Annotated in this window: 13 protein-coding genes; 3 read left to right on the forward strand and 10 right to left on the reverse strand. The window is 63.2% G+C overall.

Translation table 11 applies throughout. From position 1 onward, the window contains the following. Positions 1-6: 6 nt before the first annotated feature. A complete protein-coding gene (locus tag QMG46_RS02765) occupies positions 7-1,014 on the forward strand; it encodes an aldo/keto reductase (protein ID WP_281850926.1) in 1,008 nt (335 codons plus the stop codon). Between the two features lie 4 nt (positions 1,015-1,018). On the opposite strand, the gene QMG46_RS02770 is transcribed toward QMG46_RS02765, so the two are convergent. The 3 genes from QMG46_RS02770 to QMG46_RS02780 all read right to left on the reverse strand — a co-directional run bounded on the left by QMG46_RS02770 (position 1,019) and on the right by QMG46_RS02780 (position 4,768). Further along, positions 1,019-1,822: a plasmid replication/partition related protein gene (locus QMG46_RS02770; protein ID WP_281850928.1), complete on the reverse strand. Its 804-nt coding sequence runs from the start codon at positions 1,820-1,822 to the stop codon at positions 1,019-1,021. 146 nt (positions 1,823-1,968) lie between these two features. Further along, a complete protein-coding gene (locus QMG46_RS02775) occupies positions 1,969-3,687 on the reverse strand; it encodes an ATP-binding cassette domain-containing protein (protein WP_281850929.1) in 1,719 nt (572 codons plus the stop codon). Positions 3,688-3,748: 61 nt separating this feature from the next. Continuing rightward, entirely contained in the window at positions 3,749-4,768 is a 1,020-nt protein-coding gene (locus QMG46_RS02780; protein WP_281850930.1) for a serine kinase, read from the reverse strand. A gap of 331 nt (positions 4,769-5,099) precedes the next feature. Here QMG46_RS02780 and QMG46_RS02785 point away from each other — a divergent pair, with 331 nt between their 5' ends. After that, the gene (locus QMG46_RS02785) at positions 5,100-6,602 is read left to right on the forward strand and encodes a B12-binding domain-containing radical SAM protein (protein ID WP_281850931.1); all 1,503 of its coding nucleotides are present in this window, start codon (positions 5,100-5,102) and stop codon (positions 6,600-6,602) included. Then, on the forward strand, positions 6,577-7,854 hold the full coding sequence (locus QMG46_RS02790; protein ID WP_281850932.1) for a nucleotidyltransferase family protein: 1,278 nt from the start codon (positions 6,577-6,579) through the stop codon (positions 7,852-7,854). Before QMG46_RS02785 ends, QMG46_RS02790 begins: the two co-directional genes overlap by 26 nt. Here the strand turns inward: QMG46_RS02790 and QMG46_RS02795 are convergent. From QMG46_RS02795 to QMG46_RS02825, 7 genes are all read right to left on the reverse strand, one after another. Next, positions 7,797-8,903 carry a glycosyltransferase family 4 protein gene (locus QMG46_RS02795; protein ID WP_281850933.1) on the reverse strand — a complete coding sequence of 369 codons (1,107 nt, stop codon included), beginning with the start codon at positions 8,901-8,903 and terminating at the stop codon, positions 7,797-7,799. The two genes, QMG46_RS02790 and QMG46_RS02795, sit on opposite strands and share 58 nt — an antisense overlap. After that, positions 8,900-10,030 carry a glycosyltransferase family 4 protein gene (locus tag QMG46_RS02800; protein ID WP_281850935.1) on the reverse strand — a complete coding sequence of 377 codons (1,131 nt, stop codon included), beginning with the start codon at positions 10,028-10,030 and terminating at the stop codon, positions 8,900-8,902. Before QMG46_RS02800 ends, QMG46_RS02795 begins: the two co-directional genes overlap by 4 nt. A gap of 10 nt (positions 10,031-10,040) precedes the next feature. Then, positions 10,041-11,558, reverse strand: a complete 1,518-nt coding sequence (locus QMG46_RS02805) for a B12-binding domain-containing radical SAM protein (RefSeq protein ID WP_281850937.1) — start codon at positions 11,556-11,558, stop codon at positions 10,041-10,043. Between the two features lie 20 nt (positions 11,559-11,578). Further along, positions 11,579-12,277, reverse strand: a complete 699-nt coding sequence (locus QMG46_RS02810; RefSeq protein ID WP_281850938.1) for a class I SAM-dependent methyltransferase — start codon at positions 12,275-12,277, stop codon at positions 11,579-11,581. Beyond that, positions 12,277-13,503, reverse strand: a complete 1,227-nt coding sequence (locus tag QMG46_RS02815) for an amidohydrolase family protein (RefSeq protein ID WP_281850939.1) — start codon at positions 13,501-13,503, stop codon at positions 12,277-12,279. The genes QMG46_RS02810 and QMG46_RS02815 overlap by 1 nt, the downstream gene beginning before the upstream one ends. Before the next feature lie 5 nt (positions 13,504-13,508). Further along, complete coding sequence (locus QMG46_RS02820; protein ID WP_281850940.1) at positions 13,509-14,351, reverse strand: class I SAM-dependent methyltransferase; 843 nt, start codon at positions 14,349-14,351, stop codon at positions 13,509-13,511. Positions 14,352-14,511: 160 nt separating this feature from the next. Next, positions 14,512-15,321 (reverse strand): Wzz/FepE/Etk N-terminal domain-containing protein, encoded by an 810-nt coding sequence (locus tag QMG46_RS02825; protein ID WP_281850941.1) that lies wholly within the window; start codon positions 15,319-15,321, stop codon positions 14,512-14,514. Between the last annotated feature and the right edge of the window lies 1 nt (position 15,322).

The following is a 15,322-nucleotide window of genomic DNA, read 5'->3' on the forward strand; positions in this document are numbered from 1 at the left end:
GTTCCCATGGATTACCGCTACCTTGGCCGCAGCGCCCTCAAAGTATCTCCCCTGTGCCTGGGGGCCATGATGTTCGGCGGCGAGACCGACGAAACCACCTCCAAGCGCATCATCGACAAGGCCTTCGCGCAGGGCATCAACTTCATCGACACGGCCGACGTCTATCACGCCGGCCGTTCGGAGTCGGTCGTGGGCCGGGCCATCGCCGACCGTCGCGATCATTGGGTGGTGGCGACCAAGTTCGGTTTTCCAACCGCGCAGAGTGGCCCGAACGAACAAGGCCAATCGCGCAAATGGATCATGCAATCGGTCGACGCTAGCCTGAAGCGGCTCGGCACCGACTACATCGATATCCTGTATTTCCACCGCGCGCTCGTCGATGCACCGATGGAAGAAGGCGTGCGCGCCATCGGTGATTTGATTCGCCAGGGCAAGCTTCGCTATTTCGGCCTATCCAACTTCCGTGGCTGGCGCATTGCCGAGATCGTACGGCTGGCCGACCAGCTCGGTGTCGACCGCCCCGTCGCCAGCGAGCCGCTCTACAACATGGTCGACCGCAGCGCCGAAGTCGAGCAGTTGCCGGCAGCGGCCCACTACGGCATCGGCGTGGTGCCCTATAGCCCACTGGCGCGCGGCGTGCTGACCGGCAAATACGCCGTGGACGCATCACCGCCGAGCGACTCGCGCGCGGGTCGCGGCGACAAACGCATCCAGCAAACCGAGTGGCGAGCCGAATCGCTGAAGATCGCAACGTTGTTGGCGGACTATGTCGCCCGGCGTGGCACGACATCGGTCGCGTTCGCATTGGCGTGGGTGCTCAAGAATCGCTTCGTCAGTGCCACCATTGCCGGCCCGCGAACCGAAGCCCACTGGGACAGCTATATCGATGCGCTGCAGCTCGAGCTCGGGCCCGAAGACGAAGCGTTCGTCGATGGACTGGTACCGCCGGGCCATGTTTCGACGCCCGGCTATACCGATCCGGGTTATCCGATCGAGGGGCGACAGGTCGCCTGAGCTTCTAGCCCCGCAGTTCCGCCAGCTCGCGGCGCAAGGCTTCGTTCTCTGCCATCAGCTCGATCACACGCTGGCGTAGCTCAAGCAACTCGTTATCGTCGGTTGTATCTTGCGGCGCCTTGGTTTCGTCACGCGGTTTGCGGCGGGCTTCGCGCACCCGTTTGGCCGCTTGCTTGAGCTCATCGCCGCCAGCGACAGCAGCGGCCCGCTGCTCTTCGGCCGGCAGGGTCGCCACGGCGGCCGCGGCATTGATCGACAGCGTGCCCGACTTGACCGCTTCGACCACTTCCGGCGTGGCCTGTTTCTGGATCTTTTCGATCATCCCGACTTGGCTGTTGCTGAGTCGTGCTTCGCGCGCGAGTGCTTCGCGGCTGATCGCCGGTTCGGTTCGTGGCGTGTCGGTAACGGTTTCCGCTATCTCGCTGGTCGCCTCGACCGGCTCCGGCGTTTCCACCGGCTTATCGGCATCGCGCGCACGGTTCCGTCGCTCGGCCAGGATGGCCCGCTTGCGCAGCGCCAGCACGCCGCGCTGAAAGGGTGACACGCTACGCCGACCAAGATGCTGGTCGATCATCCACAGATGCACGTCGTCCATGGACTGGAACTGCGTGTTCTGCATGGTCTTGAAAGGCAGGTCGTGCTTGCGGCACACGCTGTAGCGATGGTGGCCGTCGACCAGTGTCTCACCCCACAGCACCAACGCGTCGCGACAACCCTCGGCCAGGATGCTTCGCTCCAACGCCTCGTATTCGTCCGGGGTCATCGGGTCGATATAGGCCTTGAGTTCTTCGTTGACGACGATATCCACAGTCACGGCTGCCGGGTGAGGGAAAGGGGCCGCATTGTAGAGAGGGCGAGGCGTTTTGCCGACCCTTTGATCAACTTGCCTCAGTCTTCAATCGTCATCCCGGCGCAGGCCGGGATGACGAGCAGGTGGGATTCCAGGACTTCTTGTCAGCCGGCCAGCGATGTCGCGCGCCGCAGCTCGGTGTTGCCAACCACCGTTGTCACCAGATCATTGCCGATGGTCAGACACTGGTCCGCGATGGTCGCCACGCTTGAACGGTGCGACACGACGATCAGAATGGTCTGCGGCAGGCAGCGCTTGAGCGCCGAAAGCACGGCGATCTCGGAGGTGGCATCGAGCGCGCTGGTCGCCTCGTCCAGCAGGGCAAGCGAGGGTTGCCGCAGGATCACCTGGGCGAGCAGCAATCGTTGCAGCTCGCCGCCGGACAACCGGCTCGACGAGCTGTGCAGCGATGTGTCCAGTCCGCGATCGGAGTCCGCCAGTCGCTTGTCGAGGCCAACATCGATCAACGCACGCTGCATCATCGCTTCGGTCGCATCCGGTGCGGCCCATAGCAGGCATTCGCGCACCGAATGCTGCCAGGGCCGGACACTCTGGCTGACATAGGCGCCATGGCGTACCAGCTCCCTATACTCGCCAAATTCGATCGATCGATGGCCCGCGCGTGCCACGAAGATCTCCGGCGTCATCATGCCGGCCAGTACATCGACCAGACTGCTCTTGCCGATGCCGGAGTCGCCGGCGATCGAGGTCAGTTCACCGGGGTGCAGGCGCAGGTCGGCGATATCCAGTCCGTTCGATGGCGGGTTCAAGCGCATCCGCTCGATATGCAATGTCGTGCCAGCGAGCGGTACTCGCGCGGGCGCGCTGGACGGACGGGTCGATTCCAGATGGGTATAGCGTTGCCACAACTCAAACGCCGGCGCGGCCAGGCGCAGCTGCTGAAAACTCTGCCGCGTCGACACCAGGTACGGCAACAAGCGTCCGAGCAATAAACCCACGGCAACCAACGACGACTGATCGAAACCCTGCCAGCGATGGGCAAGCATGAACACCGCCGCGATGCCGACGGCTGCCAGCAGTTCGAGTACCAGTCGTCCAGAAGCGATCAACTCCAGCTGGCGGCGATAGCCATAACCCAACCGAGTGGAGATATCGCCGTAACTTGCCTTCTCCGCCTCTTCGCGCTCGAAGGAACGCACATGGCGCAGGCGTCGCGGAAAATCCTCGCTGTGCCAGAACAACCGGGTCATATCCGCGACGTACTGGCGGCTCACCTGCACCTGCTCGCGCGTGCTGATGCGCGACCCGATCAGGGCGAATACCACGAGCAACGGCGCCGCCAGTACCAGTTGCGGCGACAACCAGAGCGCAAAGGCCAGGCTGACGGCCGAGGTCACGCAGGTCACCAGCAGCTGCTGCAGGGCACTGAAGCCCTGGATGACGAGCTCGACATTGTGGGTAAGCACGTTGGCGATCTCGGCCGAGGTGAGGTCGGCAAGCGATACCAACGGCGCGTCGATCAGACGCGCGTGTACCGCACGCCGCAACCCGATGCCGTAACGGGCCACTAGGCGTGCACCCATTCGCGATGCCAGCCAGCGCAATAGCGCAAAGCTTATGGTGGCCGCGGCAAAGATCAGCGCCTGCTTGTCGATATCGCCATGCGCATCGAGCAAGCCACCCGCGAATGCCACGGCATGCCCTGGCTGGACCAGGGGCACCAGGAGTATCGCAACAAGACTGCCCGCGAATGCCACCGCCACCGATAACACGACATAGGCGATCGTCTCGACGATGTCGGCTGTGCTGAGCGTACGCGCAAGCGCACGCAGCAAGCTCGTCGCTCGATGCGGGTCCGACATCGTTATACGCACAGGCCGCTGGCCTGGATCGACAGCGGCGGCATCAGGGGTGCTTTATGACTCAGAACGACACGTCTCCCGTGGCCAGGTCGCCATGCGGGTGTGTGCCGTGCGCCGCGGGAAAGGTTGCCCCTGCGCTATCGAGAAGCTGCCGCAACGCCTCGACCGAAGCCCTCGGATGAGGGCCGCGCCGAAGCCGATGGATACCCAGCTGCGCGAGCCGCTCTGCAAATGCATGCCAACCGGGTTGTCCCGCCGCGTAGGGCTGATCGTTGGCAAGCCATGCGATGGCCTCCGGCAGCGGAACCGTGCTCAGCAGGTGATCGGGATCGTCGGCCGGCTCCCGTGAAACGCATACCGCGCCCACCAGTTTCAACGGCGTCATGGCAAGCCGGCCATGGCCGTCTCTGAGATCGGCTTCGAATTTCTCGACACCGCTGCGTCGACGGATCACCGGTGCCTGGCCGATCCATCGATTGATTTCATCGTGGTCGAGAAAGCGCAGCGCATCGGCCTGCACATGCACGAAATTCGCAACGCCTGTGGCAAGCATGCCGTCGGGGTGCACGAAGACGGCATCTTCGGCAAGAAAATCGAGATCTTGCAGCAGGCTGTGAAGAGCCAGCGTCGATTTACCCGAGCCGCTGGATCCCAACAGCAGCAGCCCGCGCCCATCGCGACCGACACAGGCACCATGCAACGGCACCAGGCCCAACCCGCGCGTGGCGAGGGTAAAGACCACAAACTCGATCAGCTCATAACGCAGGTGGTAAGCGCGACTCAGCATGTCCTCCGAGGCAACGATCAAGGCACGTTGCTGATCTGGGACAAGCATCACGTAATTGAACGCATCCATCACGCCGCAGAGCACGCCCGCGCCCGACTGCATCTGCACGGGAGGCGGCTCGACACTTTCGATGGGCGCATAACGTGACACCAATCGCAGTTCGACATGAAACGGCGGCGCGGTCACCGGCAACTGATGCTGCGGTAACCCGGCATAGGCGTCTTCGACCAGGCGCAGCAACGCCTCGCTGTTGCTTTCGAACTGAAAGCACCCACCCAGAATCTGTTTTTGCATGGAGAAGCGATGACCGGACCGCTCACAAAAGGGGTCGGCCATGAGATCGCTGACGTCGTAGCGGGGAGTCAAAGGCGCCTCGTTGATGGCAGTTTCAGCGATTCGATCGCACCGGGTCGGCGTACGCACCCAGCCTGAACGTTGAGTGCCGTTTCGCAAGAAAAAGGTTGCCTCTCGCCAGCCCTACGGGACTTCCAGTTTTTATTGCCACGAGGCAACCCACGGGCCTCGATCGGGCACTCACGTCCATGCAGCGCCGAGCCTGGGGTCCTAGAGCCTCATCGCCACGTGCCGCGGCTTATTCCCTGTTATGACCTAAGGCTCCCCCCAGATGCTAAAGATTCAGGTCGGCCACTCCTACTTTCTGACGTACGACCGAAAGCAGTGGGAGCGCGGCAAGCCTTATCCCCCGCTGGCCACGATCCAGATCGCCGCCATGCTGCGACAGCCTGGGCACACTGTCTCCCTGTTCGACGCGATGCTGGCCGACGGTGTCGAGGACTATGCAAGCTCGCTGCAGGCGGCGCAGCCAGACGTCGTGGTTTTCTACGAAGACAATTTCAACTTTCTGACCAAGATGTGTCTTGGCCGCATGCGCGAAGCCGCCTGCCAGATGATTGCCGAGGCGCGCGCCGCCGGTGCGCGGGTGATTGTCGCCGGCTCGGATGCCTCCGATCACCCGGACGCGTTTCTCGCGGCGGGTGCCCACGCCGTGCTGATCGGCGAAGGTGTCGGTGCACTGATTCAACTGATCGAACGACTGCAGCACAACCCAGGTATCGAGACCGAAGACTGGGTTGGCGGTATCACCGGTATCGCCACGCTGGTTGCCGGGCAGACGCAACTCACGCGCGTCGGCGTGATGCCACCCGACCCTCGCGTCGTCGGGCGCCCGGCCTGGGATCTGCTCGACATCGAGCGCTATCGGACGATGTGGCACGAACGGCACGGCTACTTCAGCCTCAACATGGCCGCGTCGCGCGGTTGCCCGTTCCGTTGCAACTGGTGCGCCAAGCCGATCTGGGGAAATCACTACAAGCAACGCAGTGCCCAGGACGTGGCTGCTGAAATGACGTATCTGAAGCAGACCTTCCAGCCCGATCACATCTGGATGGCCGACGATATCTTCGGGTTTCATATCGACTGGGTCACCGAATTCGGCGAGCACCTGCGCGCTGCTGATGGCTCGGTGCCGTTCACCATCCAGACGCGCGCGGACCTGTCCAGCGAACGCATGGCCCAGGCGCTTGCGCACGCCGGTTGCACGGAAGCGTGGATCGGCGCGGAAAGTGGCAGCCAGCGCGTGCTGGACAGCATGACCAAGGGCACCAAGGTCGCCGAGCTGATCGAGGCACGCAAACGGCTGGGTGAACACGGCATCCGCGTCGGTTTCTTTATTCAGCTGGGTTATCTGGGCGAACAGTTGGCCGACCTGTTGTTGACCCGCGACCTGGTGGCACAGGCCGCGCCGGACGATATTGGCGTCAGCGTGTCGTATCCGCTGCCGGGCACGAAGTTCTACGAGCAGGTCAAAGCACAGCTCGGCGAGAAAACGCATTGGCAGGACAGTGCCGATCTCGCCATGATGTTCCGCGGCGCCTATGACTCCGATTTCTATCGCAGCGTGCGCGACCTGTTGCATGAGCAGGTCACCTTGCAGCAAAGCAAAGCCACCGACCTGCCCGAGCATTATCACCAGGCCAGCGTTGCGCTCGACGCACGCTGGGATGCATTGATCGCCAGCGAACAAGCGCATCGCAGTGACCGCACCACCTCCTCCGCAGCAAGCCAGACCCAGACGATCCGCCATGTTGCCACCGCTCAAAATCGTTAAGGCCGGCCTGCGCCGCACCACCGAAGCGCTTGCCATGGAACTGGCTTCGGCGCGCCCGGGCCATAGCACGCCCAAGTGGAGCGATCTCGAATGGCGCTTGGCAGCGGCGGCGGCCGCAGCGCACGGCATCGCACCACTGCTCAGCCGATCCTCGGCATGGCAAAACCCGACATGGCGACAGTTTCTCGCCAGCCAGCGCGACCATGTGGAGCATCGCTACCAGCGCATCGCGGAGATGCTGCGAAAGATCGATATCGGTGCTCGGAACGCCAGGCTTCCTATCGTTCCCTTGAAGGGTTCCGCGTTACATGCGCTGGGACTCTATGCGCCAGGCGATCGGCCCATGGCCGATATCGATCTACTGGTTCGGGAAAGCGATGTCGAAGCAGCGACCGCACTGCTGCTGCAATTGGGCTATGTCGAATCGTTCGTGCAATGGAAGCACCGCGTGTTCAAGCCCGCGGACGGCCAGCACGTGACGGGATTGGGTGAGCATCGCGATACGCCGATCAATATCGAGCTGCACACGCGCATCCAGGAGCGTCTGCCGATAGCCACCGTCGATATCACCGAATGCATCTATCCGCGCGACGCTCGACCGGGCTTGAATCCCTACCCGTCGCTCGGCGCGCTGATGAATCATCTGCTGCTGCATGCGGCAGGCAACATCTGTGGACGCAGCCTGCGCCTGATCCATCTCAACGATATCTCGCTGCTGGCGACGCGCATGCTCCCTGGCGACTGGAACACGCTATGGGATACGCAGTCCGCCCAGACGCCATGGTGGGCGTTACCGCCGCTGCGACTGGTTGCGCGTTACTACCAGCAAGCCGTCCCCGCGAATGTGTTGGCGCGAATCGAACGCGACTGCCCCAGGCTGCTGCGAACGATCGCGCGCCGCCAGACGGCGACCCGGGTTTCCTGTTCGGAACTGTGGTTGCATGCGTTCGCCGGCCTCGAATGGTCGCGCTCGCTACGCGATGTCGTGAGCTACGTGTCGAACCGTATCCGACCCTCGCAGGAGGCCGTGCAGGAACGTGCCGACATGATTCGCACCCAGGTCTGGCTGCAAGGGCAGAGCTGGGTGAAGCTGAAACATGGGCGACGCGTGCTGACCTGGCTCACCCAACCCGTGCCGCGCATGGACACGCTTTATGTGGTGCGCGCGGCGATGGAACATTTCGGGCCGACGGATCAATCCGCCTTGTCGAGCAGCCGCGAGTACAACGCGCCGAACGCTCGCACCGTATAGTCGGCGTCTTCCAGCATCGCGCGATGCTGTGCCCTTTGCGCCAATTCCAGGCGCAGCGGTTCATCGGCGAGCGCCTGCTGGATCGCACCAGCCAGCGCAGCGAAATCTTCGACAGGCACCGCCCATGCCGCAAGAGGCGCCCATTCCGCGATGTGTCCCACCGCGGTGCCGACGGTGGGTACGCCGGCCAATGCGGCCTCCAGCAATACCAGAGGGCCGGCTTCGTGCAGCGACGACATGACCAGCAGATCGACCGTCGCCATGATCGGGCGCAGTTCGCGCTGGGTCTTGAAGCCGAGGAAGCGAACATGCCGCTCCAGATCGAGCTGTCGGGCAAGCCGCTCCATCTCGCCCTGCAGGGTGTCCACTCCGACGATATCCATCTCGAAGTCCAATCCCGCCTTGGCCAGCAGCGCCAATGCCTGTAGCAAGGTCGACTGGTCCTTGACCCGATTGAGACTCGCTACGTGGATTAATCGCGCGCGCGCTGCATCGCGCCTGCGCGGTTCCAGCGGAGGCCACGCCTGCAAGTCGACGCCGAGCGGCACGCGTTCGGCGTCGATGCCCAGCGTCTGCAGCGAGTCGATGATCGGCGCACTGGCTGCGGTAACGATATCGGCGCAACGCAACACCACCGCCTCACGCAGACGACCTTTCCATTTCTGTCGCCCGCCGTAACCGATCGCATGCAGCGCCACGAGCTCACCGCCGGCGATATGTACCAGGCTTGGCAGACGCAGCAGTTTGGCCGCGGCGACCGCGACAAAACCGCAGGAACCGGAAAAGATCGCATGAACCAGATCGAACGGCGCGCGGCGATGCTCGGCACGAATCGCCGCGATCGCGCGTGCGCGCGGCCAGCCATCGCCGATGTTGTGAATGCGCGCGCCCACCAGATCCCACTCGGCCGCTGCCGCCTCCTGTCGCAGCACGAAGACATGCACCTCGTGCATACGCGCCAGGCGCTCGATCAAGGCCAGGAAGACCGGTATCACACGGTACTCGCCCGTGCGATCCACACCGCCGGGAAGAACCAGCGCAAGCTTCACCCTGTCCTCCTCAACCGCCCATCGAGCACCTGCGCATAGGCATCGGCCCATTGGCGGCCAACGGCGGCGAACGAGAGCGTGGCATCGAAATGAGCACGGATCTGCTCGGGGGAAAGCGGTGCTGATGCAGCACGCACCAACGACTCAGCCAACCTCTGCGCATCGCCAGGTGGCCACAGATGTCCGATACGCCTGTCACCGGTCAAGGCACGAAACGAAGGGATATCCGTGACCACCGGCGTGGTTCCGCTAGCCAGCGCCTCGAGCAAGGCATAGCCGCAACTTTCGGCGTGGCTGCCCGAGACGTAGAGGTCCGCGGCTTGCATGAGGGTCTCGATCTGCGCGTGCGGCACCTTACCCATCAGATGCACACGGCCCGCAAGTCGCGGATCGTGATCGATGCGCTTGTGCACGTCTTCGAGCAACGGCGCGCTACCGAAAGCACACCACAGCTGCAGGTCCGGCAGTCCACTCGCAGCTTGCGCGATGCCGTCGAGTACGGTCAGCGGGTCTTTACCCGCAGCGAGGTGTCCGACCCATAGCACGCATGGGTCGCCATAAAGTCCCGTGGTGGCGCGCGCATCGGCGCGGTTGCTCAGGCCAAAGCGGCTGCTCGACTCGGGTATCGCGAAAAATTGTGTCAACGGTCCGAACAAGCCGGCGTGCGTGAACGGTTGTACCTGCGCAAGCGCAGTGAAAACGACGCCCGACGCCGACGCGTACCAACGTCGCCATTTCGAGCGATGCCACCACCAACGGGGCGGCCGATCGGCGTGATCCTGAAAAATGAGCGGCAGCTGCGGCAAGCGCTGCGATATGGCAAATGCCTCCTCGGCAAATCCCAGGCCATGCACGTGCAATACGTCGGGCTTGATATCGCCCAGCACTGAGGCAAACCGGTCAGCACGGCTGGCTGCGGCAGTCGCTCCGCTGACGTCGATAAAGTAGTAATCGACACCATGCCACGTGAAACGCTCTTCGCGCGTCGCCGCTTGAATCATCGATACCCGGGTGCCGGCGCTGGCCGCCGCTTCGGGGATATCGGCCAGCGAAGGCCATCGTTCGAACAACTGCTCCGATGTGCAGTCCGATGGGGCCAGCGGGAAATTGATCTGTGCAACGCGCAAGCAGCCCCCGTTAAAGACCCGAAACCTGCGGCATGCGCAACTTCACCAGCCGATTGGCCAGGTTCAGTTCCCACGGCTTGTCGTAACGGCGGTGGCGATAGCGCCACGATGCGATCGCGCTCAGGCTCCGCTTGGCCCAACGCGGCGAGCGCAGATCCTGCACCGTCGGGAAACGGCAGCGCAGCACCGTCACAAAGTCGTGGATGTGCTGGCGCAGCTTGTCGTCCAGCCAGGGTGCATCGGCGTGGCAGGCGTAGTCGACCCAGCGCTTCTCCATCCACTCTTCCGGAGTCTTGGGAAAAATCACCGGCTCGCCGTTGAGATCGAGCAGAGGCATCGATGCCCGCTTGCCACGATCCTTTTCGTGCTTGCTGCTCTCGGGCAACGGCGTGTAGATGTAGACGATGATCTCCGACTCCGGGTTGATCCGCTTCAAGTCGCGGATGAACTCGAAGGTGTGCTCGGTTTCTTCCACGGTGTTCTCGGGCGGCGCGACCATGAACGACAGCTCGGGAATCACGCCATTGCGCCGGCACAGCTCGGCAACCTCCAGCGTCTGGTCCGGCCGCGTGCCCTTGCGGATTTCCTTGAGCATCTGACCGCTGGGTGATTCGGCCCCGATATAGGCCATGCGCAGTTTGCTCTTGCGCACCAGCTCCCAGGTGCTCTCCTTGAGATTCAGCAGGGCATCGGAGCGCGCATAGCACCACCATGGCATTTCCAGCTTGGCCATGACTTCGAGCAGCGGAATCATGTCCACTTCGCGGTCGAAGAAGTTGTGATCGAAGAACTGAACCGAGTCGGCGCCGACTTCGTACTTGAGATAACTCAGGTCGCGCTCCAGGCGCGCGGCGGCCGGCAGCACGGTGGTGCCGCCGAACATCGCGTTGACGCCGCAGAACGTACAGCGAAAACGACAACCGATCGCCGCTTGGTGCGCAACCGTGCGTCGACCGAGAAAGGTTGGCGCGAGATAGCGACGCGGATCGCCAAGCTTGTCATAGGGGAGTACCACTCCAGTGTCACCCAACGTGAAACGGCGATTCGGGTTATGCACGACGGCGCCGTCGTTTCTCCACGACAGGCTGCCGATCCTGGCCAGCGCATCGGGCGCCGCGCCGCGATGGATCGCCGAGACCAGCTCGGGCAGGCTCTCTTCGCCCTGCCCACGAATGGCGTAGTCGACATAGGGCGCAGCCAGTGCCGTGTCCGTATAGAGCGTCGGAAAATAACCGCCCCAGATAATCGGCAATTGAGGAAAGCGCTCGCGTATCGCCGTGGATACCGCGATAGACGGCGCCATTTGCGGGCCACCCATCACGCTGATGCCAACCGCGTCGACGCGGCCTTGCTCGATGGTTCGCAGCGACTCGGCAATGAAATCGCGTTCCACATTGCCATCGATGATCTGACTGCTACCTGCACGATCCAGCGTCGCCGCCAGATGCAGCAGCGACAACGGGAACCGCGCGCTGGCACGCGAGGTAATCGTCGGATTGATCAGCAGTGTGTGGGGCGTATGTGTCATGGGCGGGGTGCGCGTGGGGGTTAGGGCTGACGACGCAGCTGGAATACCAGCGCAACGGGCACTTCGAGCGCCATGCGATCGAAGCGGGCACCGACCGGGATATCGGCCGGATCGAGCATCGGTTCCAGCACACGCTCGATCTGCCACCCAAGCGTGGCGCAGGCGGCATGCCAATGGCTGTAGAGATGTTGCGTGTGCTGCACGGCATAGCGCTCATCGCCCGACTTGAAGTCGCGAACCCAGCCGAGCGCGTGCCCGATCGGATGCACGTCGCTGCACAACAGGCGCCCACCCGGCCGGGTTATGCGGTGCAGCTCGGCAAGCGAAGCGTGGAGATCCTCGACATGGCCGACGACCAGGCCGCAGACCGTCAGGTCCGCCCAGGCATCGGCCACGGGCAATGCCGTAACGCTACCCTGCAGCAGTTCGACCGGTACGCCGTGTCGCTCGACACTCAGTTCCGCATCGGCGCGTTCGAGCATCTCCGGCGACAGGTCGACACCCGTGACGCATGCCGCGCCACGGCGCAGCGCATGCAGCATGTAGCGGCCGCTGCCACAGCCTGCATCCACCACGGCCTGCCCATACAAGGACTCGGGCATCAGTTCGAGCATGGCGCGCTCTTCGGCGTGCATGACCGGATTGTGGGCATGCGCGGGATAGCTGGCGGCCCAAAGCGCGTATGCCTGTGCAGGTGCGAGCATGTGCGGGCGCGACATCAGTGATACCGCGCTTCAACGCTGCGATCGCGCTCATTGCTGTGCGTGACCAGCTCAAGCCCAGGTTCGAGCGCCATCAATGCCGGATCGGCCAGAGTCTTGGCCAGCAGCTTCGGCTTGCCGTCCAGCATCACCGGCACGGTCTCCACGCCTGCGGCAGCAAACCACTCGATGAAGTCGGGGTCGGCGATACGCGGCACACCGGCGTGCACCACGGCGCGAATCTGGCTGCGCTCGATGCCGACCAGGCTTTCGACTTCGTCGCCACCGCGGTCTTCGACGATCACCATGTCGGCCGGACCACCCGGTGTAAGACTGCCGTGCAACGGCATCCGAAGAACGCGTGCGGCATGTGTCGTCGCCAGCGCTAACAGTTGTCCGGCGTCCAGTTCTCCGCGCGCAGCGACATCGCGCATTTCGGCAAGCAGATCGCGTGCGCCGCTCAGTCGTGAATCGCTACCCAGGGCCAGCCGGCCGGCAGCCAGAAGACGCCGTGGATCGAGTGACTGCCCGAGCAAGGCAAGATTGCTGCCCGGACACCACACCACCGAGGCGCCTACCGCAATGACGCGATCGATGTCCTGCTCACGCAGCCCTACGCCGTGAATCAGCACGCTGTTGGGTGCCAGGCAACCGATCTGATCCAATTGCGACAATTCAGCCTGTGCCGTTGCGTCCGTGCCTTCGGCCAGATGGATGAACCACGGTTGATCGGCCGGCGTTGCGGCGAAGCTCTGTTCCAGTGGCGGACCATAGCCGGGACCGGCCAGGGTGTAGCTCCAACCGAAGTCGCGCAGCAACGTGACTGGAAAATCAGCCGCATCGAGCGTCGGATGCCAGGGATCGTGGTGCGCCACGCAGGTGGTGCCGGCCAGCAGGTTCTTCAGCCCACCGTGCTTGAGCCGCAATGCCTTCGAAACATGCAGCGCAGCGATAACGGCAGGATTCTCGAAATGCTTCTGAAAGGCCGCAATCCAGGCGTAGCTGTTGGGAAACGGAGCGCCCTTCCGGAAAGGCGGGACGCAGTTGACCTGCAGATGCTCGTGCGCGTTGATCAGACCGGGAAAGATCAGGTGATCGCGCAGCTCGACGCGATAGGCACCTGCAGCCACCGATGCGTCGATGCGGCCAGCTCGAATCGACAACGGCTCCCGCGATGGCCCTGCCGACGTCATCGAAGTTGCGCGGTAAAGGCTGATGTCGGTCGGCGCGTGCAGAGCGTTCATGGCGATCAGCGCCGATGCATCACGATCAGGAAATGGTCGCCCATGTCACGCAACACGGGCAGCGCACCCCAGCGGTCGTCGAGTCGTCCCAGCCGCTCGCACCAGTTACGACGCCGCCGGTAGTAATCGACCAGATAGGGCGGCGGCAGGAACAGACTCAGCGCGCGATAGCTTGCCAGCGAGAAGTGCTCAGCGAACGGCTTGTAGAACTCACGCGGCAGGTAGTAGTACGTCCAGATCGTATGACGATTCATGCCCACCGCCGTCGCGCCGCGCGCGGCACGCACGCCCGCTCGCTTGAAGCGACCGCGCAGTGCGTAATACCCCAGCTCCCAGGGGCAGATCCGACCCATCACCGAAAAAACCATCCGGCCACCAGGCTTGAGCAGGCGCGCGCATTCGTTGGCAACGGCGGCGAGATCCGGCGCGCAGTTCAATGGACCGAAATTCGAATAGATGCCGTCGAACTCGCCCTCGAGTTGATTCAGTTGCTGGATGCCCAGATGCACGGCGGTGACACGCGACTCGAGTGCCGATGCTTCGGCGCGCGCACGCGCACGCTCGACCATCTGCGGCGACCAGTCCGAAGCAACGACGCGAAAACCACGCCGGGCGAACTCGACCGCGTCGATACCCGTGCCGCAGCCCAGGTCGAGCAAGCGGGCACCGGGGGAGAGCTCACTGTGCACCGTGTCCCACAAGGTGATGCGCATGCGCTGGATCAGCTCGTTGTTGCCGCGCGGGCCGTCGTAATCGGCCGCGACGCTGTCAAAGGCGCGTTGCGTCTCGAGCAACTGCGACTCGTCGAGCGAAGTGTCTCCGGTTTCGAGCTTGTGTTGTACGGTCATACTCATCCCTGCGTCACCGGCCTTTTTCGTTCGTGTACGTGGTGAGTGCCGATATCGGGTGCTTTGGTTGAATCGGGTGGTAGTTGAAGAGCCCCCCTCACCCCAACCCTCTCCCCGGCGAAGCCAGGGGAGAGGGTTGGGGTGAGGGGGCGCTCCTGATCTAGCGCCGCGCAACATTCCTGCCGATAGCCGCCAACGCCCCCATGAAAAGCCCAAAGAACACCCCGATACCCCAGGTCAGCACGAGGTTAGGCGACACCGGCCAATCCGACACACGAATCGGCCAGGCCAGCGATGTCTCAAAGGTGTAGTTCGGGCTCAGGCGATTGATAAGTTCGCTTCTGGCGATCTGCAGGGTGTGAATGTCCTCGTTCTTGCCCGACAGCAAAATCGCGGCAACCGCTGGCGTCGTCTCGTCCTTACCGCCCTGTCCGGCCGCATGCAGCAATCGATCCCGATCGGCGATGGCACTCTGCAGCTCAGTCTGGATCTCATCGAGGCGCTCCTTGGCGAGCTTCAGCGGCAAGGCTTCGAGGCCCTGATGAATCGCCTGCAATTGGGTAAGTGTCGCCGTAGCGAACTGCCTGGCCTGCTCCGGCGACAGCGCACGCACACTCACCTTGATCAGGTTGGCATAGGGCTCCGGCTCCAGCTTGAAACTCTTGCGATAAAGCTGAGCTTCCGGACTCTTGACCGAAAACCCGGCGCTTTTCATGACATCGTTCTGGAAGTCCAGCGTCTGCAGGCGCTGGATCACGCGCTGAAACGATTCGACCTTGGGATCGGTGCCTTGCAGCGCCGAACCGACCTGCCCTACCTGTATCGAGGCGGTCGCCTCCCACTTGGGCCTGGCCATGTGCGCATAGGCAAACGTTGCGGCCAGGACCACCAGCAGCACCGCTACGAACCATCGCCACTCACGCACGAAAATCCGCCACATGTCGATCAGATAGATTTCGTCTTGTTCCATG

This window comes from Dyella sp. GSA-30 (genome assembly GCF_027924605.1).
Classification (GTDB): Bacteria; Pseudomonadota; Gammaproteobacteria; order Xanthomonadales; family Rhodanobacteraceae; genus GSA-30.

Excerpts from the sequence above, each read along its gene's own strand:
- QMG46_RS02765 (WP_281850926.1), top strand. The coding sequence starts at position 7 with ATGGATTACCGCTACCTTGGCCGCAGCGCCCTCAAAGTATCTCCCCTG.
- QMG46_RS02775 (WP_281850929.1), bottom strand. The coding sequence starts at position 3,687 with ATGTCGGACCCGCATCGAGCGACGAGCTTGCTGCGTGCGCTTGCGCGT.
- QMG46_RS02780 (WP_281850930.1), bottom strand. The coding sequence starts at position 4,768 with ATGCAAAAACAGATTCTGGGTGGGTGCTTTCAGTTCGAAAGCAACAGC.
- QMG46_RS02785 (WP_281850931.1), top strand. The coding sequence starts at position 5,100 with ATGCTAAAGATTCAGGTCGGCCACTCCTACTTTCTGACGTACGACCGA.
- QMG46_RS02790 (WP_281850932.1), top strand. The coding sequence starts at position 6,577 with ATGTTGCCACCGCTCAAAATCGTTAAGGCCGGCCTGCGCCGCACCACC.
- QMG46_RS02805 (WP_281850937.1), bottom strand. The coding sequence starts at position 11,558 with ATGACACATACGCCCCACACACTGCTGATCAATCCGACGATTACCTCG.
- QMG46_RS02810 (WP_281850938.1), bottom strand. The coding sequence starts at position 12,277 with ATGTCGCGCCCGCACATGCTCGCACCTGCACAGGCATACGCGCTTTGG.
- QMG46_RS02815 (WP_281850939.1), bottom strand. The coding sequence starts at position 13,503 with ATGAACGCTCTGCACGCGCCGACCGACATCAGCCTTTACCGCGCAACT.
- QMG46_RS02820 (WP_281850940.1), bottom strand. The coding sequence starts at position 14,351 with ATGACCGTACAACACAAGCTCGAAACCGGAGACACTTCGCTCGACGAG.
- QMG46_RS02825 (WP_281850941.1), bottom strand. The coding sequence starts at position 15,321 with ATGGAACAAGACGAAATCTATCTGATCGACATGTGGCGGATTTTCGTG.